We start from the raw sequence: 19,796 nt of genomic DNA on the forward strand, positions 1-19,796 counted from the left end.
ATGGCGGACTTTGGCAAACGCGACCGGCTGTTCATTTGCTCCTTTTGCGGCAAAAATTCGAATCAGGTGGATTGCATCGTCACCGGCCCCGACGTGTACATCTGCAACGAATGCGTGCGCAACGCCAGTGAGATCATCCGCGATGACATGCAGCGCCGTGCCGTGCCGTTCTACGGCCGCATTCCCACGCCCGAGGAGATCAAGCGCGAGCTGGATGATTACGTGATCGGACAGGATCGCGCCAAGATGTCGCTGGCGGTGGCGGTTTACAACCACTACAAGCGCATCGAAACCCCGGCCAACCTGGAGGACGTGGAGCTGGAAAAGAGCAATATTCTGCTGGTCGGGCCGACCGGCACCGGCAAGACCCTGCTGGCACAGACGCTCGCGCGCTTCCTGCAGGTGCCCTTCACCATCGCGGATGCCACCACCCTCACCGAAGCCGGTTACGTCGGCGAGGATGTGGAGAACATTCTGGTGCGGCTGCTGCAGGCCGCCGATTACGATCTCGAGCGCGCCGAAAAAGGCATCGTCTACATCGACGAAATCGACAAAATCTCGCGCAAAGACGGCAACCCGAGCATCACCCGTGACGTGTCGGGCGAGGGGGTGCAGCAGGCGCTGCTGAAGCTGCTGGAGGGCACCGTGGCGGCGGTGCCACCCAAGGGCGGGCGCAAGCATCCCGAACAAAATCTCATCAACATCAACACCCGCAACATCCTTTTCATTTGCGGCGGGGCGTTCGAGAATCTCGACAAAATCATCGCGCGCCGCATCGGCAAAAAGGAGATCGGCTTCGGCTCCGATCCCAAAAGCCAGTCGGAAAAATCCATCGGCGAGCTGTTTATGAAAGTCGAGCCGGAGGATTTGCTGAAGTTCGGCCTGATTCCCGAGTTGATCGGCCGGCTGCCGGTGATCGCCGCACTCAGCGAGCTCAATGAAGCCGCATTGATGGAGATTCTGGTCAGGCCCAGGAACGCGCTCACCAAGCAATACCGCCGTCTGCTGCACATGGACGGGGTGGAACTCAATTTCGAGGACGAGGCCTTGCGCGCCATCGTGCAGCGGGCGATCAAACGCGGCACCGGTGCGCGCGGCCTGCGGTCCGTCATGGAAGAAATCATGCTGGAGGTGATGTACAAAATCCCCAGCATGCCGGAAGTGAAAACCTGCACGATTACCAGGGAGTGTATTGTTGAGGGCAAGCCTCCGCTTTACACTTATGAGAAGATGAAAAAGAGCGCGTGACGCGCCCCCAAACGGGGGAATCCCAATTGCCCATGCCAAAAGATCCGCGTGATAGTATCCCGGTGGAAGCTTTTCATCGCCTGCCTGTTCTGCCGCTGAAGGAAGTCGTCTTTTTTCCGCACATGCTGTTTCCCCTGCTGATCGGCCGCGAGTCCTCGCTGCGTGCCGTGCAGGAGGCCATGCTGTTGCACAAGCTGCTGCTGGTGACGGCGCAAAAGGACATGACGCTGGAAGAGCCCGGCAAGGAGGACTTGTACCGCACCGGCGTGGTGGGACGCATCCTGCAGTTGCTGCGGCTGCCCAACGGCCTGGTGAAAGTCCTGGTCGAGGGGCTGACCAAGGCGCGCATCACCCGCTTTCTGCAAACGGAGGATCATCTCGAAGCCCGCGTCGAGCCGCTGGAAGATGCCGGGGAGGACAGCGTCGCGTTGCGCGCCGCCATGCGCCGCGTCAGCAATCTGTTTCGTGATTACGTTCATCTGCACCGTGCGCTTCCCGAGGAAGTGTTGCTGGGCCTGGAAGACATCGACGGCGCCCAGCATCTCGCCGATTTTGTCGCCGCCCACCTGCAGCGGGAATCCCGTGTCAAGCAGCAGATCCTGGAAATGCCCACCGCCTATGATGCGCTGCTGCAACTTGCGGAGCTGCTCGAACATGAAAAGGAAATTCTCACGGCCGAACGCGATCTGGAAGACAAGGTGCGCGGCCGCATGCAGCGCAGCCAGCGCAACTACTGGCTGCAGGAGCAGATGCGCGCCATACAGGAGGAGCTGGGTGAGGAGGTCGAGAGCGACAATGACATCGCCGCGCTGCGCGAGAAGGTGAAGAAATGCGGCATGCCCAGCGAAGCGGAGGAAAAGGCCGGGGAAGAGCTTGAACGTTTGCGCCATACCGCCCCGCTCTCGCCCGAAGCCACCGTCATCCGCAACTACATCGACTGGCTGGTGGCGCTGCCGTGGAACACGCGCACCGAAGACCGCCTTGACATTCCGCAGGCCCGCAAGATTCTCGATGAAGACCATCACGGGCTGGAGCTTCCCAAGAAGCGGATTCTCGAACATCTCGCCGTGTTGAAGCTGGTGCACCAGATGAAAGGCCCGATTCTCTGCCTGGTCGGGCCGCCGGGGGTGGGCAAGACTTCCCTGGCCAAATCCATCGCCCGCGCCATGGGGCGGAACTTCGTGCGCGTCTCGCTCGGCGGCGTGCGCGATGAGGCCGAAATCCGTGGCCATCGCCGCACCTACATCGGCTCGATGCCGGGCCGCATCATTCAAAGCATGAAGCGCGCCAAAGCGGTCAACCCGGTTTTCCTGCTCGATGAGATCGACAAGATGAGTTCCGACTTTCACGGCGATCCCGCCGCCGCACTGCTGGAAGTGCTCGATCCCGAGCAGAACCGGACGTTCAACGATCATTATCTCGAAGTCGACTACGATCTCAGCCAGGTGCTGTTCATCACCACCGCCAACGTGCGCAGTCAGATTCCCGAACCGCTGCTTGACCGCATGGAATTGATCGACCTGCCGGGCTATCTCGAGCATGACAAGCTGGAAATTGCGAAGGGGTTTCTGCTGCCCCGGCTGCTGCGCGAACACGGTCTGACGGCCGAACAGCTCCGCTTTTCCGATACCGCCATTCTCAAGATCATCCGCGAATACACCCGCGAGGCCGGTGTGCGCAACCTCGAGCGCGAGCTGGCTTCGATTTGCCGCAAGACCGCCTACGCCCTCACCACCACAGGCGAGACCACACGCCGCGAAATCACGCCGCGCAACCTCGAAGCGGATCTCGGGGTGCCCAAATATCCGCAGCGCCCGCTCACCGAGCCGCGCGCCATCGGCACCGCCACCGGCCTGGCGTGGACGCGCTACGGCGGCGACGTGCTCGATATCGAAGTGAGCCTGATGCCCGGCAAGGGCAATTTGGTGTTGACCGGCAAGCTCGGCGACATCATGAAGGAAAGCGCGCGCGCCGCGCTGTCCTTCATCCGCACCAACGCCGCCCAGCTCGACATCGCGGGCGATTTTTGGAAGGAATTCGATATTCACATTCATATTCCCGAAGGCTCGATTCCCAAAGACGGGCCGTCGGCCGGGATTACGCTGGTGGCGGCGCTGGTTTCGGCGCTCACCGGCCGGCCGGTGCGCCGGGACATCGCACTCACCGGCGAGATCACTTTGCGGGGTGGCGTGCTGGGGATTGGGGGATTGAATGAGAAGATGCTCGCCGCCCAGCGGCTCGGCATCAAGCGTGTCATCATCCCGCAGGAAAATGCCAAGGATTTGAAAGAGCTGCCCGCGCCGCTGCGCAAGGGCATCACAGTCACCACCGTCAAGCACGTGGCGGAGGTGCTCAAGATCGTCTTGTGTGAAAAAGAGCCGGGCACTCCTGCCGGCGCCAAAGAGGCCGGCCGGGCCTCTGCCAGAGTCAGGAAGCGCCGTAAAGCCGTGCCTGCGCCGGCCGTCGTGATCCATTGAAATCCCGCAACCCGGCATGGTTGGCATCGCCTGCTGCCGGGCTCACCCTGGCCCGGAGTCGCCGGCGCCAGGCTGCGTGGGCAGAAGGTTTGCCGGCGGCAGGCCGGTTTCCCTGTGGCGCAAACGGTTGCCATGAAAATCGCTGCCGCGGAGTTCGTCATCAGCGCTGCTCAGCCGGCGCAATTTCCCCGAGATGATTTGCCCCAGATCGCCTTCTGCGGCCGTTCCAACGTGGGAAAATCGAGCCTGATCAACTCACTCGTGGGCCGCCGGAATCTCGCGCACACCAGCAGCACGCCCGGCAAAACGCGCCAGCTCAATTTCTATCGTCTCCTGCCCGCGGGAACCAAAGCAAAGCCATTTTATTTCGTCGATCTGCCCGGCTATGGCTACGCCAAAGTCTCGCACGCCGAGCGCGAGAGCTGGCGCCGCTTGATCGAGGGCTATTTCAAGCAGACGCGCACGCTGTGCGCCGCCGTTGCTCTCCTGGACTGCCGGCATGGCGCGCTCGCCAGCGACCAGGAGTTGCTGCAATGGCTGGCGGCACTGCAGGTGCCGGTGATTGTCGCGGCGACCAAAGCCGACAAACTTTCGAATAACCAGCGCACCGTGCAGCAGCGGGAGCTGGCAGCCGCCCTCGCGCCCATGGCGGTGCAACAAGTGCTGCTCTATTCCGCAGTGACGCATTTCGGCCGCAAGGAATTGTGGCAGGCCCTCGCGCAGACATTACCCGGCAGGACGCCGGGGTAAGGGTATCGCACAGCCCCCGCTTCTGACCGACCCAACAGCGGAACCACAAACGACTCATCAACTGCTAGCCCTTGAATTCGCCCATGCGCTCCCGACTTTTCACCCCCGGCCCGACGGAAATTCCCGAGGCCGTCCGCCTGGCTGCCGCCGCCCGGTTTCCCTACCATCGCGGCCCGGAGTTCAAAAAACTCTTTCAAGAAGTCCAGGCGGGCTTGCAATATTTCTTTCAAACCAAACAGCAGGTGCTTTTGCTGACCGCCTCCGGCACCGGCGGCATGGAGGCCTGTGTGAGCAACCTGTTCAGCGCGGGGGAAACGGTGCTGGTGCTGGCGGGGGGCAAATTTGGCGAGCGCTGGGCGGAGCTGGGTCGCGCCTTTGGCTTGCAGGTCATGGTGATGGAAGTGCCGTGGGGGCAGCCGGTGGATTACACCGCCCTTGAAAATCTCGTCAAGACGACACCGCACTTGTGCGGCGTTTTTTGCACACACAGCGAGACCTCCACCGGCAGCTTGACCGACGTCCAGCGCGTGGCGGCAATCGTGCGCCGGCACTCCGGCGCCCTGATCATTGTCGATGGCGTCACCGCGGTGGGCGTGCTGCCGTTTTACTTTGATGAATGGCAGATTGACGCCTGCGTTTCCGGCTCGCAAAAAGGCGCGATGGCACCGCCCGGCCTGGCTTTTGTCGCGCTCAGCGAGCGGGCCTGGCAAAAGCACAGCCGCAGCACGCTGCCGCGCTTTTATTTCGATTTCACCACGGCACGCCAGGCCGCGCAGGAGCAGGGCACTTCCTGGACGCCCGCCATCACGGCGATCGTCAGCCTGGCCGAGTCGTTGCGCCGCATTCAGACCAATTCTCTGGAGTTTTATTGGAAGCACTATGCGCGCCTGGCCACGGCTTTCCGTGCCGGGGTGCAGGCCTTGGGGCTCGCCCTCTTCCCCACAGTTCCGTCGAATGCCTTGACGGCGGTGACGGTCCCCGCCGGTGTGGAGGGCAAGACGCTGGTGAGCCGGTTGCGCGAGGGCTATGGCGTGACGGTGGCTGGTGGCCAGGGCCAGCTGAAGGGCAAAATCTTTCGCGTCTCCCACATGGGCGATTATGATCACCTCGACCAGATCGGCCTGATGGCTGCCCTGGAAATGGCGCTGGCCGAGGCCGGCTGGCGGTTCGACTGGGGTGCCGGACTGGCGACGATGCAGCACGCCTACAATCAAATGAATTCCGCCCGAAAAGATTGCAATCCCGGTTGAGCCGGGGTTTTGCGAAACGCGGGGTGTTGTGCCCCGGGGAATCTCCTGCAACGGACAAACCCTTGCAGAAGCATTTTCTCAAAAGTTCGTGATTTCAGACGGCGACTTCCTAGCAGCAAAGCAGATCGGGTTGAATCATGGCGCGGATTCTCATCGCGGAAGACGATCGCAACACGCTCTCGGGTTTGGTGCAAATTCTCACGCAGGAGGGTCACGAGGTCACCGGCGTGGAAAGCGGGCGCAAGGCCATGCGCTGCCTGGAGCGGGAGAAGTTCGACATTTTGCTGACCGATCTGAAAATGGCGGAAATCGACGGCATGCAATTGTTCGAGAACAGCCGGGCATTGCATCCCGAGATGAAGACCATCGTGATGACGGCGTTCAGTTCGGTGAAGGACGCGGTGGAGGCGATGAAGCGGGGCGTGTACGAATATTTGACCAAGCCGCTCAATCTCGACGAGCTGTTCGTCATCATCAAAAAAGCCGAGGAGGAGCAGCGCCTGCGCCGGGAAAACGAGGAGCTGCGCGACCGTCTGCAGCAGCAGTACCGCTACGAGGGCATCATCGGCAAAAGCCCGGCGATGCAGCAGGTTTTTCGCACCATCGCCAAAGTCGCCCGCAGCCAGGCCACCGTGTTGATTCGCGGGGAGAGCGGCACGGGCAAGGAACTGGTGGCGCGCGCGATTCACTACAACAGCCCGCGCGCGGCCGGGCCGCTGGTGGAGATCAGTTGCAGCGCCTTCCCGGAAACCCTGCTGGAGAGCGAGCTCTTCGGCTATGAAAAAGGCGCGTTCACCGGCGCCACGGCGCGCAAACTTGGCCGCGTGGAGCTGGCGCATGGCGGTACCATTTTTCTCGATGAAATCGGCGACATCTCCGCCAGTGTGCAGACCAAGCTGCTGCGCCTGCTGCAGGAAAAAGAGATCAGCCGCCTGGGCAGCACCGAATCGATTCGCGTCGATGTGCGCGTCATCACCGCCACCAACCGCGATCTCGAACAGGCGATCCTGAACAGCCAGTTCCGCGAAGATTTGTATTACCGCCTGAATGTCATCCCGATCTTCCTGCCGCCGCTGCGCGAACGCCTGGAAGACGTGCCGCTTTTGATCGACCATTTCATCAAGCAGTACAGCGCCGCCAATCACAAGTCGGTCACCGGCATGTCGGAGGAGGCGTTGCAGATGTGTCTGAACTATCACTGGCCCGGCAACGTGCGCGAGCTGGAGAATGCCATTGAGAACAGCATTGTGCTGGGCGAGGGCGACACCATTCTGCCGGAGCATCTGCCTTTCACCGTCAGCATGCGTGCCCGGCCCTATGCCGGCGCCAATTCCTTCATCGCCAGCGGGCAAACCTACCGCGAGAAGATGGAGGCTGCGGAAAAACTGGTGCTGGAGGATGCCATCCGTCGCGCGGGGGGCAACAAATCCGAAGCGGCCAAGCGCCTGGGCATCAGCCTGCGCACGATGCGCTACAAGATTCACAAGTACAAGCTGTAACCACCCGCCGCTCCCCCAACGCCGTGGCGGTGGAATTTCCCCTGTCGCCGCGTTTTGTTTTTTCCGTCCCGCGCCCGCCGCCATTTCCCGCCTTGCTTCTTTGGGAAAAATTGATTAGTTGTCGCCAGCGTTCCGATCGCCGTCGCTGTTGGACGAGGAAACATACGCGACCAGCGAAAAGGAATGGGGCGTGCCCGGGTGGCCGGCAGCGGCGCATTTGCCGCAGGACAAAGCCATCTAGCTTCCCTTGGCGCAAAGATTGTGGAACCGTGCTCAGCGCAGCGGAGCACTTTGGCAGTCCCGCCGCTGCGCGCGTGGGCGGATGCGGAAACTGGACGAACCGCGGCGGCCTCCCTCCCGTGCGGCAGGGCTGTGAAAAACTCTCATTCCGGAGCCTCTCATGTCACCTCTCAATGCGGGCGTTCTGGTTGCCCGCGTTTTACAGCAGGCTGGTGTGAAAAATCTTTTCACCCTGTGTGGCGGTCACATCGCCCCCATTTATCTCGCGGCGGCCAGGCTGGGGATGCGCGTGATCGACACGCGCCACGAGCAGGCGGCAGCGCATGCCGCGGATGGCTGGGCGCGGCAGACGCGCACCCTGGGGGTGGCGGTGGTCACCGCAGGGCCGGGCGCCACCGATGCCGTCACGGGCGTCGCCAATGCCTTCTTCGCCAACAGCCCGGTGTTGATCCTGGCGGGCGCGGCGCCGGTGAAAGAGTCCGATCGCGGCGCTCTGCAGGAGATGAACCAGCTCGAGCTGTTCAAGCCCATCACCAAATGGGCCCGCCGCGTCACCGATCCCGAGCGCGTGGGTGAATACGTGGCGGCGGCGGTGCGCCAGGCGTTCGCCGGCTTGCCCGGCCCGGTTTATCTCGAATTGCCGGTGGATGTTTTGCTGGCACCGGTCAAACCGGAAGACCTGCAGCGATCCTATCCGCTGTTCACCGCCGAACCGGCTGCCGCTTCCAGCGACGGCGTCATGATCGCCGCCAGTTTGCTCAATGCCGCGCATGCGCCGGTGATCCTGGGTGGCAGCAATGTGTGGTGGGATGAGGCGCACGAGAGCCTCGAACGTTTCGCCGCCAAACTCAATGCCCCTGTTTTTCTCAATGGCCTGGCGCGCGGCTGCCTGGCGCCGTCGCACCCGTTGTTCTTTCAACACGCCCGCAAAGCCGCCTTTCAAAAAGCGGACGTCATCGTTGTGATCGGCACACCGCTCGATTTCCGCCTGGGCTATGGCAGGTTCAATGCCAAAGCCAAAGTCATTTTGATCGACAAAACCGATGCGCATTTCGGCCAAAACCGGCCGCATGACCTCGGCCTGACCGGCAACTTGCATCTCGTGCTGCAGCAGTTGACCGAGACCATTCATCCGGTGGCGCTGCGGCAGGAGTGGTTCGACCATTTGCGCCAGGTCGAGCAAAGCGAACAAGCCGGCCTGGAGAAAATGATGCAAAGCGACAAGCTGCCGATGAACCACTATCGTCTGCTTGCCGAAGTGATGAAGGTCGTGGATGAAAACACCATTGTGGTGGGTGATGGCGGCGATTTTGTGGCCTGTGCCTCGCGCGTCGTGCCGGTGCTGAAACCGGGAAATTGGATGGACCCCGGGCCGTTCGGCTGCCTGGGTGTCGGGCCCGCGTTTGCGCTGGCCGCCAAGCTGGCCAAGCCCGATCACAAAGTTCTGATCCTGCACGGCGACGGCAGCTTCGGCCTCAACGGCATGGAATTCGACACCGCCATTCGGCACAAGCTGCCGATTGTCTCGGTCATCGGCAATGATGCGGGCTGGGGCCAGATTCGCAATCCGCAGGTGGCTTTGCTGGGCGAACAGGCCTCGGTCGCCACCGACCTGGCAGAGACGCATTATGAAAAAGTGGTGGAGGCTCTGGGTGGTTATGGGGAATGGGTGGAAAAGCCGGAAGAGGTCGTGCCGGCGTTGCAGCGGGCATTTTCGGCGGGCGTGGCGGCGTGCCTCAATGTGCGGATCGACCCCGCCACCTTGCGCGGCACAGTCGATTTGATGCGCGGCTTGAGTATTTGAGTTCCAGTCTGCCGGCCGGCCGCCCGGGGGAATCGGGTCTGCTCCCCACGGCGGTCGGCCTCAGCGCCAAAACAAAATTTTCCCTGCCTTGCTGATATTTCCCGCCTGCAGGCGATAGTAATAAACCCCGCGCGCCACCAGGTTGCCGGCCTCATCTCTGCCATTCCAATACACACGATGCCTGCCCCGGGCGTTGTCGCCCTCGAACAGGGTGCGAACGCGCTGGCCGAGCAGATTGAAGATGGCGAGCTCGACCCGCGCCGGTTGCGGCAGAAAGAAAACGATGGCGGTCGAAAAGCGAAAAGGGTTGGGATAACCCGCCGCCAGCTCCAGGCTGCGCAGCGCACGTGTGCCGGCAACTGCCTTGACCTCCGCTGAAGGCGCGCTGTGATGGCCGCGATCATCCACCGCGATCAGGCGGTAAAAGTAGACCTTTCCCGCCGTCACCTCGAGATCCTCATAGCTGGAATCCGACTTGGCAACCCAGGCGAAGGGATGCACCGTGCCGGGAATGGTGTCGCGGCAGACGATATAGCAGCACAGGTCACTTTCCTGGTTGGGCGTCCAATAGAGTTGGATGGCGGCTTGCGGCAGGACGATGTGCGGGGCGGCGCTGAGGCACAAGGCCAGCAGCAGGCGTGAAAGCGTCATGTGAAAGGGGCTTGCCATTCCGTTGACAGTACCGACTTCGGATTGTGAAAAAAGCATCAGAAGATAGCAATCCCGGCCGGAATTGCAAGCCCGACTTCATGTTTTCATTTTTGCAGCAGCATGGCCTGCTGCTGCACAACGTTGCCCACGGTCAGGCGCGCGAAATAGGCGCCCGAGGCCACCGGCCGGCCTCTGGCATCGCGGCCGTTCCAGGTGACGCGATACTCGCCCGGCACTTGTGTGGCCTCAACCAGGGAGGCAACTTCCCGGCCCTGGGCATCATAAACCGCGAGCCGCACCGGCGCCAAAGTCTCGACGTGATAAAGCAGCGTGGTGGCGGGATTGAAGGGGTTGGGATAATTCACCAAAATTTTCGACCGCAGCGGGAGCGCAACATTGCGCTCTGCCACCGCAGTGCGCGGAGAGGCCACCCGTGTGGCGAGTTGCATGGCTGCGGCGATATTGCCCCAGTCATAAACGTGCACCGCCTTGTCGGAGTGCACCGCGTAAAAGGAACCGTTGGGCAGATCGGGCAGGGCGGCCTGGGTCAAAGTCGTGCCGTCCGTCCCCGTGGTCTCGCCGGTAAAGTTGCCCAGCGGGGCCAGGGTGCGGCGGTCAAACACTTCAAACTCCGTGGGGCTGGCGTTTTGGTCGGCAATGATGAGGTAGCCATTGCCGCCGCCCAGATCATACAGCACCATACCCTCCGGATCCATGACGAACAGGCCTTTGCCGAAGCGCTGCTGCAAGTTGCCCTTCAGGTCATAAACCATCACATCGCTGGCTTCGCTTTCATCGCAGAGCAGGACGCGCCGGTGCACCGGGTCGATCAGGATGGATTCCAAAACGCCGGCGGCATTGAAAAAGAAGTCGAGCTGAGCGGTGAGACTTTCTCCGTTGGCGGAGAGGTTGTAAACATAAACGCGATCCGGCGAGGTCCCGGTTTCGGTGATCCAGGCCTGCAACTGGCTGCCCCGCCAATACAGCGCGATGCCGTAGGGCTCTTTCAGCTCTGTGGCGCCAAAGTGGCCCAGGAATTTTTTCGCGGGCAGGGAAAACAGCGAGACGCGATGGTTGTCGCGCTCGACCACAAACAACACATCGGTGGGGGTGTTGTTGAGACGGAGGTTGTAGCCGACGGCAATGCCGTTGGGGTAGCGCAGTTGGCCGGCGGCGGTGCCACTGCTGCCCAGGCGTCCCAGAAATTTTCCAGTGAGGGGATTGTGCAGCAGGACGGTGTTCTCGGTTTTGTCGGTCGTGAACAGCATGGTTTCCGCGGGATTGGGCGCCACCCAGAGTGCCACGGAATCCAGCACACCGTTGCCATCCGGCGGGCGGTCCATTTCACGATGGAGTGTGACGCTCACGGCGCTGGCTGACAGCAGGGCTGCAAGAAACAGTTTTGGCATAGTGGGATCGCGGAGCTGGTTGTGGCGTGGACAGTTTGAGACTGCCGTTTATCTCATCGCCGGCAAAGCGAGCTTCATTGCACCAGGGTCATGCGCCGAACGTCCGTCCAGGTTACAACCCCGCGCTGGCTGACGCGCATGCGGCAGAGATAGGTGCCGGCAGCCAGCGCTTCACCGCTACTGCCACGGCCGTCCCACATGAGGACATGGCGGCCGGCGGGCGTGAGGGTGTCGGTAAGCGTTTTTACTTTCTGGCCGAGCAGATTGAAGATGACGATATTGACTTCCGCGGCTTCCCGCAAATCGAAGGCGATGCGGGTGCCGGTCTGATTGCCGCCCGCACCCCCGGCCGCGGAAAAGGGATTGGGAAAATTTTGATGCAGGGCAAAGCCCGCCGGCGGGCCCAGGGCGATCATCACTTCGGCAGAGTGACGCGCCTGGCCATCCCGGTCGATTTGCACGAGACGATAGGTGTATTCTCCGCTGCCGGCGGTGGTATCCAGATATTCATACTCACCGCTGGTTGCGCCCTCAGGCGCCGCGGCAATGAACGCCAGCTTGCTGAAACTACCGTCGCCGGTTCGGCGCTCCACCTCGAAACCGAGCAGATTGTGCTCCGCCGAGGTGCGCCAGTGCAGGCGGGCGCCGGCCGCGGCCGGCGCCACCGAGAAGGCCAGCAACACCACCGGTGTGGTGGCCCCCAGCTCGAATGCACCCAAATCCGGGTTGGCTCCGACGTAGGGCAACCCGACATCAATTCCGGCATCGCGCGCGGGGCTTGTGGTTTGCAGCTCGAAGTTGCCCTGTGCCGCATTTTTGAAGAGCGGATCGCTGCCGGTGACGTCGCCGCTGCCCTGCCAGTCTTTGGCCGCGGCATTGAACCAGCCGTTGTGATCCACCTGGCCGGCAAACGGCCCGGCGACTGCAACCGCACCGCTTTGGTGAATGAGATTGTTGCGCACCACCGCGTTGCTCACACCTTTGCCCTCGATGCGAAACGAGCTGGCAGAGATGTTGGCAAGCGTATTGTGCAGAATCTCGACATTGGCGACATCATCGAACTTGATGGCATAGTATTGCCGGATGTTGTAGAGCACGTTGCGCAGCAGTCGGATGTTCGCCTGCGATTTGCCGCCCTCACCGCGGAATTCAATGCCGCGCTGGCTGTCGTGGATGAAATTGTTCCTGCCGGTGATGTTGCGGCAACCCTTCTGCGTCACCCACGCCTTGTTCTCGAAGCCGTACATCTCGTTGCCCTCCACCACGCAGCCGTCCACCCCCTTGAAATCGAGCGCGTTTTCACTGTTGCTGCCGAGCGTGGTGTAGAAGATGTTGCCGGAAATGGTGATGTCCGTGGCGTAGTTGGCGATCTCGGTCTTGTCGTCGGCATAGAGTTGAATGCCGTCGCCGCCGCAGTTGAAGATGGTGTTGTTGAGAATGCGCCAGCGCCGGGCGCCGGGATTGAGCACGATGCCGTGGGCATCGCTGCCCGCCTGCCAGACGAAATCACGAATCACGCAATTTTCAATCGTCACCTCGCTGCTGCCCGCGGCACCCTCGATGCCGTCGCGCTTGCCGTTGCGCAGCTCGCAGTTGCGCAGCGTCAGAAAACTGCCGCTGATCTTGATGGCATCGGAAGCATCGCCCTGATGATCGAACACCAAATCACTGATCAACCAGTGGGACTTGCCGGCGTTCAGCATCGTGCCGGTGGCGGCAATCACCGGCTTTTCGCCGGGATAGCCGCGCAACACGATGCGCCGGCCGGCGGTGCCGCTCACCGGCAGCGAAATGGCTTCGTTGTAAATGCCGCCCCGCACCAACAGGGTGTCACCGGGCTGCATGCCCGCCAGTTTGGCAGTGATGCTCTCGCCCGGTTTCACGATGCGCGTGGCCGGCCACAAACTATTGGGCACCAGCAGCGCCAGCAGGCCGGCCAGCAAGACCCCCGCCTGTGCCCGCCGGTGGAAAAACTTTTTGTTCTTCCTGAACATGTCTTGTCCTCGCATGACTCACATGAATCGAACCCGTCTCTGTGCGATGAACTCACCACTCGTCGGCCGCGCCGGCCGCTCAACGGAAGAGCTTCCGGATCACCGGTGAATGCAGTTGGTTGCACAAGGGATTCAACAGCTTCACCAGCTTTTCCTCTTCCAGCGCAAGTTGCAGCTCGCTGGCGTAGGGCATGGGATGGATGGCGATGTGGAGATTGCCTTTCGGCTCGGAATGTGCGATCCAGGAACGATAGGCATAGTGATAGCGTCCAATCCGGCCGTCGGCAAAGTTGCGGGAGAGGCCCACATACAACAACTCCTCACTGTCGATCATCAAGCCGGTGCCGGTGAGAATGGCATAAATGCCGCCCTCCGCAGGCGGCACCCACTCGTCGAAAGAATAAGGCCCGTAAAAGTAACGGCCTCCGATGTTCAGCATGGTTTACTCCAGTCCTGAGTAAAGTGAATGACGCACGAAATTTTTGCCCGGCCGTACCACCGGGGAAACGTTCGCTTGCTGGTACCAGGAAAACGCCGGAACGCGGGCCTCCCGCCTGTCGGCAGACAGGAGGTGCTGCGCGACATTTTCATCCTGATGAGTGGGCAAGCGCACCTGACAATCACCCCAGAGCCTCCCGAAAAGCAGGTGGAAGAGCGGGAGTGAGTGAGAGAGAGTATGAGCAAGAGTATGAGTATTATGAGGGAGCGGAGCTACTGCGTCACCTCATATGTTGCTGCGCCGCCGGGATTGTCCTTGAATTGCAACACCCCGGCTGCACTGGATTTGACATTGAGATAAACCACCCCGTTCTTTTTGATCTTGAGCAGGGTGTCGGCCGTGACGCCGGTGACAATCAGTGCCAACGGCTGCGCGGCATTGACTTCAAAAGTCGCGCTGCTCTGCAGGCCGGGACGCTTGTTGAAGATCACCAGCCGCCGGCCCTCCACCAGCACGCCGGAGCAGGTGGCCGATTCTATGTTTTCCACCGGCGCCATTGCGTGCAGCGTGCGGGCATCACCGAGTTGCATCACGGTCAGGAATTCATTCTCCGCAGAACGGATTTCAAAGCGATAACTGCCCGCCCAGTATGCCCCCCAATCGAGATAAGGCCCGCGCGATTCCAGCGGCCGCCAGTCCGCATCGACGAACCAGTTGCCGGGGCCGCCGATTTTCAGGATTTCCTTGCGCGCCGGCAGCAGCGCTTTCACCAGCATTTTGCCGTGTGCCACGTCGTAGGTGTTGGTCACCGTGATTTCGTCGCCAGCGATCGCCGGCTCGAAGGCGGTGTGCAGCAGGAAGCGCTTCTCCAGTCCGGATTGCACCAGATCGTGCACGATCACGAACTCGTGGTTTTCCGGTCCGCGCAGATAGACGAAGCGGCGGTTGGCGAATGCCGTCTTGCTGCGTTTGGCGTTGGTGTAGGCAGGCGAATAGTCATAGTCGATGAAATCGAAGTCGCCGCTGCTTTCCAGTGCGACGATTTTTCCCACCACGCTGTTGCCCCCGGGCTGGAAGGAGGGGTCGCGCCAGTCGTCGGCCGTGCGGTCTTCACGAAAGCCGAAGTTCATGAAGTTGAAACCGGTGTCGCTTTTTTCCTCGGGATGATACAGCCCGAGAATGTTGTGAAAGAGCGGCTGGCGGAAACTCTTGCCGCGCGGCATATCCTTGTAGTTTTTGCCATTGCCGGAATCGAGCGCGAGGCTGCCGTACTTGTAGATGGTGAAGCTCGACAAATCGAGATGGGCATGCGGCGCATACCAGTATTGCGGCGCCCAAAAAATGATGTGGGTGGACTGCTCCGGATCAAATGAGGATTTCATCACCACCTGGCCCAGGCCGAGCTTGCAGGTGAGCGGCAGATTGATGGCCTGCGGCGGCAGCGGGGTCACGCTTTCACTGTCCCAGATGAAGCGGAAGAAGAGGTAGTGAAAGCGCGGGTCGCCGAAGCCGCCGCGCCGTGTGCCCTCTTCGCCCGTGCCGATCAAGCCCGATTCCGTGATCAGCCATTTGGCCAGGCCGGCCATGCGGGGATCCGCCTCGGCAAGCGCGCCCGCGGAAATCGCGGCCAAACCGCCGAAATCATCCGCCTTCTGCAGGCTGTTGGTGTCGTGGCGCGAGAGGTAGTAGTGGCCCTGCAGCTTGAGCGGCAGGATGTTGTAAAAGATGTAGAGCACGTTGGAGCGCAAAAACTCGGTGGTGAAAAACAGGTTCTGTCCGAGCGCGCTGGAGGCGGCGCCGGCGAGAAAGCTGATGTTGGTCAGGCCCATGAGATAATAGCTCGCGCCCTCACTCCAGCCCGGCCCTTGAAAGATTTTGTCGCCGGTCATCAGCGTGCGTTCGAGAAACACGGCGTTGAAATACTGCAGCATCTCCTCGACTTTGGCGTTGTAGTCCGGGCCGAGATCGTCGCCCCACAACGCCAGCGCGCCAGCGCTGCCGTGATGAATGTAGCCCGTCACCTGATTCGACAGCTTTTGATACGCGCCCGGGTCGGCATCCTTGTCGCGCATTTCATAGAGCTGGATCAAACCCTCCGCCAGGCTGCGCTTCTCCTCCGCGGTGAGCAGCGGAAAAGTCCAGTCATAAGCCACCGCCAGGGCGAGATTGTGGTAGCCGCCCTCCGGGCTTTGCAGAATCGAGGAGACATGCTTGTCACCGCGCCGACTTGCCTTGGCGAGCATGGCCAGCGCGATTGCCTTGCGGCCATACTGCTCCCGCGTGTGGCCGAAGGTGAAGCCCGGCAACTGGCCGGGATCGATCAAATAGAGAAACGCATAGTTCTTGATGTCAATGAACAGGCCGCCGCCCTCTTTTTTCTCCAGCGGCGCGTTGAAGTTGGCATCCATCACCTGCACAAAAGTCTGGAAGCTGTGGCGATGCACCGTCTGCAAACGCTGCCGCAACCTGGGCAGATCTTCGGCGGTGAGGTAAAGCCGCGGATGCACCCTGCGGCCCAACGGGCTGTTGGGGGGTGGCGTGTAATGCGTCAGCGTGGGCCGCTGCAGCGAGGACTGCCGGTGCTTTTCATCGGCGGCGTCGCTCTTGCAGGCGGGCGCCCCTGCCAGCAGCACCGACGCCAGCACTGGCATCAGCCTCTGAAAAAAGTGATGATCGCAAGGCACAGCCGAACTTCTTTCCGTGATGTCAACCGTGAAATGTTAAAGCTTGCTTTTCAAACCGGTAGAAGGCGGCGGTTAGCCCCTCGTTGGCAAAAACGATGCCCGCACCGGAACGTGCGAGTCGAACACAAGCGGGCCCCCGGGAAGAAACGGGAAGCGGAATCAAATCAGATACTTTGGCGGGAGGTGGCAGGGCCCGCCAGCGGGCGGGCGCATGGCAGACAATACCTCGTTTGGGCACCGCATTACAACCTGGTAATTCGCGTCCGTTTGAAAACACCACCGCCCGGCATCCAATCGAGTCGGTCCGAAAATGCAGCCCTCCCGGTTGCACTGGGGGTTGCTGTGAGTGCGGGTGTCGCAGAAACTCGCAGGCTGCTGCAACCGCCGGACGATTGCGGGAGCAGTCGCGCGATGGTACGCGCTGGTGGCAGGATCACTTAATTTTGAAGGCAACGCCGGTCAGCATCGCCCGCTGCAAGCTGTGACTGCAGCGGCCGGCGAAGCAACGCAGGATCACACGCGCCGCCACAGGATCGACTGTTTCCGCAAGATAAAACGCACAAAACCGAAGACGGCGGCAACGTTGCCCATCAGGAAATAAAACGGCATGTAAAGATAGCTGATGCGCAGGCCGAAAAACTCCTGCACATAGCCGAGCACCCCGATCAAATAGAAAGCCGCCTGCAGCCCGAGCATCAGGCGGTAAAGCGGGGCCTCGGCCAGCAGGCAGGCAGGCGGCAGCAGCAGGATGAAAGCCGGACTGATCGTGCGCAACACTTTGTGCGAGATGAACTGCAAGGCCACCAGGCCACGTCGCGGATTGAGCAGGCTGCGCAGCACGTAGATCATTTGAAAGTTGCCGACGTTGATGCGGATGCGGCGCTGAAATTCACCGGGGAGGCTGGTGGATTCGCGCTCGCTCACCACCGCCTCGGGTTCGTAGTGAACACGATAGCCCTGGCGGATGATCTGCATCGGCACGATGAAATCGTCATTGATGGCCTTTTGATCCAGCGGGACGAAGAGCGTGCGGCGAAAGGCGTAAAGCGCACCGTGGGCGCCGATCACGGAATGCACCCGGCTCTCGTACGTTTTGAGAAAGGTCTCATACTTCCAGTAGAGCCGCTCGGTCATGCTGCGCAGCGAGTTGTCGTCGGTCTCGAACATGTACACCCCCGAGACACAACCCACCCGGGGATCGCTGAAGTGGCGCACGAGTTTTTTCAGGGCGTCCGGCTGCAGCAGCCCGGAAGCATCGGAGAGCACGATGATTTCGCCGGGCAAGGTGGGAATGATTTGATTCAATACCTTGGTTTTGCCCTGGCGCCTGGGCAGGGCAATGAAGTGGATCTCGTTTTCGCCGTAGCTGGCGAGCATGGCATTGGTTTGATCGGTCGAGCCGTCCGACACCACGGTGATGCGCAGACGGTCCCTGGGATAGTCGAGATGGAGGGTGTTTTCCACCTTTTCCCGGATGATGTTCTGCTCGTTGTACGCCGGGATCAGAAAATTGACGAACGGCCAGTCGCGATGATTCGTGGCTGGCAGTGTGTTGCCCGGCGCAAACCGCCGCCGCAGCTTTGCCAGCAGATACATCAACAGGGGGTAGCCCAGGTAGGTGTAGGCCAGCATGCCAATGCACAGCCAGACCACGGCTTGCCAGAACAGAGCCATAGACGGTACCAGAATATGTTTGCCAAAGCATGCTCATATCCCGGCCACCGTCCGTCTGGCAGCCGCAGCGCCGGGGCGCTAGAAAATGGAATTGAGTAAGCCGGTAATCACGCCGATGTAAAACAACGGTTGCAGCGGCCGCAGGACCTTGTCCAAAAAGTAACCAAACTTCGAGAGATTGTCGGGCGGCACCACGATAATGTCCCCGTCCGCCAGCGCCAGATCCCGCTCCACTTCCCCCTTCCTGGTGATTTTGTTCAAATCCACCCGGATGATGTTGGGCTTGGCGGCGGTGGAATTGCCGCGAATGAGTTTGATTTTGCCGCGACTCGCACGGATGGTGGGGCTGCCGGCGAGCGTCAGGGCGTCCAGAAGCGACATGTTCTTGCTCAGCAGATATTGTCCCGGCTGGTTGACCTCGCCGAGCACGAACACCCGTCGCGCCTGATAGGAGGTGATCACCACGGTGACTTCGACATCGATGATGAATTCGCTCAACCGCCGGGTCAGTTCGGCGTCGATTTCATCGGCAGTTTTGTTTTCGACGAACACGCTGCCGATGAGGTCGAAGGAGATGCGGCCGTCCGGGCCCACCGGCTCGGTGCGTGCGAAGCTCTCCTGACGCAAGGCCGCGGGCCCGGCGCTGATTTGCAGCACATCGCCCGGACCCACGCGATAGGCCGCTTTGTTCAACGGTTCGGCCATCTGCGCCTGCGGGATGGCACTCTGGGCGAAAGCGCCGATGGCCGCGGTGAGCAGCAGAACAGGAAGCGGGAGGTGTCGTTTCATGATTGGTCCCTTTCCGCACGGGATGAGGTTTTCAGGTGGTGCAGCTTGCTCCACAGGCGGTGATAAGTGTGATTGCCCAGGAAGCGCTTGCCGAATCTGCCCGCGAAGTAGCGGCTGCGCATTTTGAACACATGCCAGGGATCGCCGTGCACGATCCGTTCGAATTCCCGCCGGGAGGTGGTGCCGGTGATGACCCAGCGCGGCAGCAGCGCCGGCCCGGTGCTCGGTCGCGCCGGCCGGCCCGGTATGGAGGTGAAGATCTCGCGATAGCCGTTGGCGCAGGCATAGCGCAGCGTGGCGCGATCATAGCGGCCGCCTGGCAGCGACATGCGCGTCACCTCCCGGCCGAGCATATCTTCCAAAATTTTTTTGGGCAATACGATCTCGGCGTACAGCTCTTCACGGGTCAGACCCTGCAAAAACCGATGCGAATGGGAATGACTGCCGATGGCAATCCCCGCCTGCGCCAGGGCGCGAATCTCAGCCGCTTGCAACATCCCCGATTGTCCAATGGCGGCGGTCACCACAAAGCAGGTGGCGGCCAGTTGCAGTTGCCCGAGCTGTTCCGCCCAGGCCAGCAGGCTGCGGTAGCCGTCATCGAAGGTGAGATGCACCGGTTGTTGCCACTGCGCCAGGAGGTCAAGATGAACCTGGAACTCCTCGGCGGCAACATCATAGGCCGGCTGCCACTCGCGAAAGGCCACGTGTTGCCGGCCTGTCGATATGTTATGATACATCAAAACCATGCAGCATACGGACGGCTAAACAATAACTTAATCTGTCTGTTGGGCTCAACACCGGTCTGCCGGTCAGGAGTTGCTGACGTCCCGGCGGGAGGCGGGGTCGCAATCATCTGGCTGGGCGATGCGGCGATGGCGGCCGGCAATC

Annotated in this window: 14 protein-coding genes; 6 read left to right on the forward strand and 8 right to left on the reverse strand. The window is 61.2% G+C overall.

Going from position 1 to position 19,796, the window contains the following annotated elements; genetic code table 11:
* From clpX to ONB52_17740, 6 genes are all read left to right on the forward strand, one after another.
* Window positions 1–1,248: an ATP-dependent Clp protease ATP-binding subunit ClpX gene (clpX, locus tag ONB52_17715; GenBank protein ID MDZ7417972.1), complete on the forward strand. Its 1,248-nt coding sequence runs from the start codon at window positions 1–3 to the stop codon at window positions 1,246–1,248.
* A gap of 32 nt (window positions 1,249–1,280) precedes the next feature.
* Entirely contained in the window at window positions 1,281–3,725 is a 2,445-nt protein-coding gene (gene lon, locus ONB52_17720) for an endopeptidase La (GenBank protein MDZ7417973.1), read from the forward strand.
* A 132-nt stretch (window positions 3,726–3,857) separates the two neighbouring features.
* Window positions 3,858–4,475, forward strand: coding sequence for a ribosome biogenesis GTP-binding protein YihA/YsxC (yihA, locus tag ONB52_17725; protein ID MDZ7417974.1), 618 nt, complete (start codon window positions 3,858–3,860; stop codon window positions 4,473–4,475).
* Between the two features lie 83 nt (window positions 4,476–4,558).
* Complete coding sequence (locus tag ONB52_17730) at window positions 4,559–5,725, forward strand: alanine--glyoxylate aminotransferase family protein (protein ID MDZ7417975.1); 1,167 nt, start codon at window positions 4,559–4,561, stop codon at window positions 5,723–5,725.
* Window positions 5,726–5,862: 137 nt separating this feature from the next.
* A complete protein-coding gene (locus tag ONB52_17735; GenBank protein ID MDZ7417976.1) occupies window positions 5,863–7,224 on the forward strand; it encodes a sigma-54 dependent transcriptional regulator in 1,362 nt (453 codons plus the stop codon).
* A 400-nt stretch (window positions 7,225–7,624) separates the two neighbouring features.
* Window positions 7,625–9,268, forward strand: coding sequence for a thiamine pyrophosphate-binding protein (locus ONB52_17740; GenBank protein ID MDZ7417977.1), 1,644 nt, complete (start codon window positions 7,625–7,627; stop codon window positions 9,266–9,268).
* Between the two features lie 60 nt (window positions 9,269–9,328).
* Here ONB52_17740 and ONB52_17745 read toward each other — a convergent pair whose 3' ends face one another.
* The 8 genes from ONB52_17745 to ONB52_17780 all read right to left on the reverse strand — a co-directional run bounded on the left by ONB52_17745 (window position 9,329) and on the right by ONB52_17780 (window position 19,645).
* Window positions 9,329–9,919 carry a T9SS type A sorting domain-containing protein gene (locus ONB52_17745; GenBank protein MDZ7417978.1) on the reverse strand — a complete coding sequence of 197 codons (591 nt, stop codon included), beginning with the start codon at window positions 9,917–9,919 and terminating at the stop codon, window positions 9,329–9,331.
* Window positions 9,920–10,023: 104 nt separating this feature from the next.
* The gene (locus ONB52_17750; protein ID MDZ7417979.1) at window positions 10,024–11,328 is read right to left on the reverse strand and encodes a phytase; all 1,305 of its coding nucleotides are present in this window, start codon (window positions 11,326–11,328) and stop codon (window positions 10,024–10,026) included.
* 74 nt (window positions 11,329–11,402) lie between these two features.
* Window positions 11,403–13,322 (reverse strand): right-handed parallel beta-helix repeat-containing protein, encoded by a 1,920-nt coding sequence (locus ONB52_17755; GenBank protein MDZ7417980.1) that lies wholly within the window; start codon window positions 13,320–13,322, stop codon window positions 11,403–11,405.
* 79 nt (window positions 13,323–13,401) lie between these two features.
* Window positions 13,402–13,761, reverse strand: coding sequence for a hypothetical protein (locus tag ONB52_17760; GenBank protein MDZ7417981.1), 360 nt, complete (start codon window positions 13,759–13,761; stop codon window positions 13,402–13,404).
* Window positions 13,762–14,033: 272 nt separating this feature from the next.
* On the reverse strand, window positions 14,034–16,412 hold the full coding sequence (locus ONB52_17765) for a hypothetical protein (GenBank protein MDZ7417982.1): 2,379 nt from the start codon (window positions 16,410–16,412) through the stop codon (window positions 14,034–14,036).
* A gap of 546 nt (window positions 16,413–16,958) precedes the next feature.
* A complete protein-coding gene (locus tag ONB52_17770; protein ID MDZ7417983.1) occupies window positions 16,959–18,119 on the reverse strand; it encodes a glycosyltransferase family 2 protein in 1,161 nt (386 codons plus the stop codon).
* Between the two features lie 78 nt (window positions 18,120–18,197).
* Window positions 18,198–18,908, reverse strand: coding sequence for a polysaccharide export protein (locus ONB52_17775; protein ID MDZ7417984.1), 711 nt, complete (start codon window positions 18,906–18,908; stop codon window positions 18,198–18,200).
* Window positions 18,905–19,645 (reverse strand): polysaccharide deacetylase family protein, encoded by a 741-nt coding sequence (locus tag ONB52_17780; GenBank protein ID MDZ7417985.1) that lies wholly within the window; start codon window positions 19,643–19,645, stop codon window positions 18,905–18,907. The genes ONB52_17775 and ONB52_17780 overlap by 4 nt, the downstream gene beginning before the upstream one ends.
* Window positions 19,646–19,796 lie beyond the last annotated feature (151 nt).

It is taken from the genome of candidate division KSB1 bacterium, assembly GCA_034506255.1.
In the GTDB taxonomy this organism is placed as follows: Bacteria; Zhuqueibacterota; Zhuqueibacteria; order Zhuqueibacterales; family Zhuqueibacteraceae; genus Coneutiohabitans; species Coneutiohabitans thermophilus.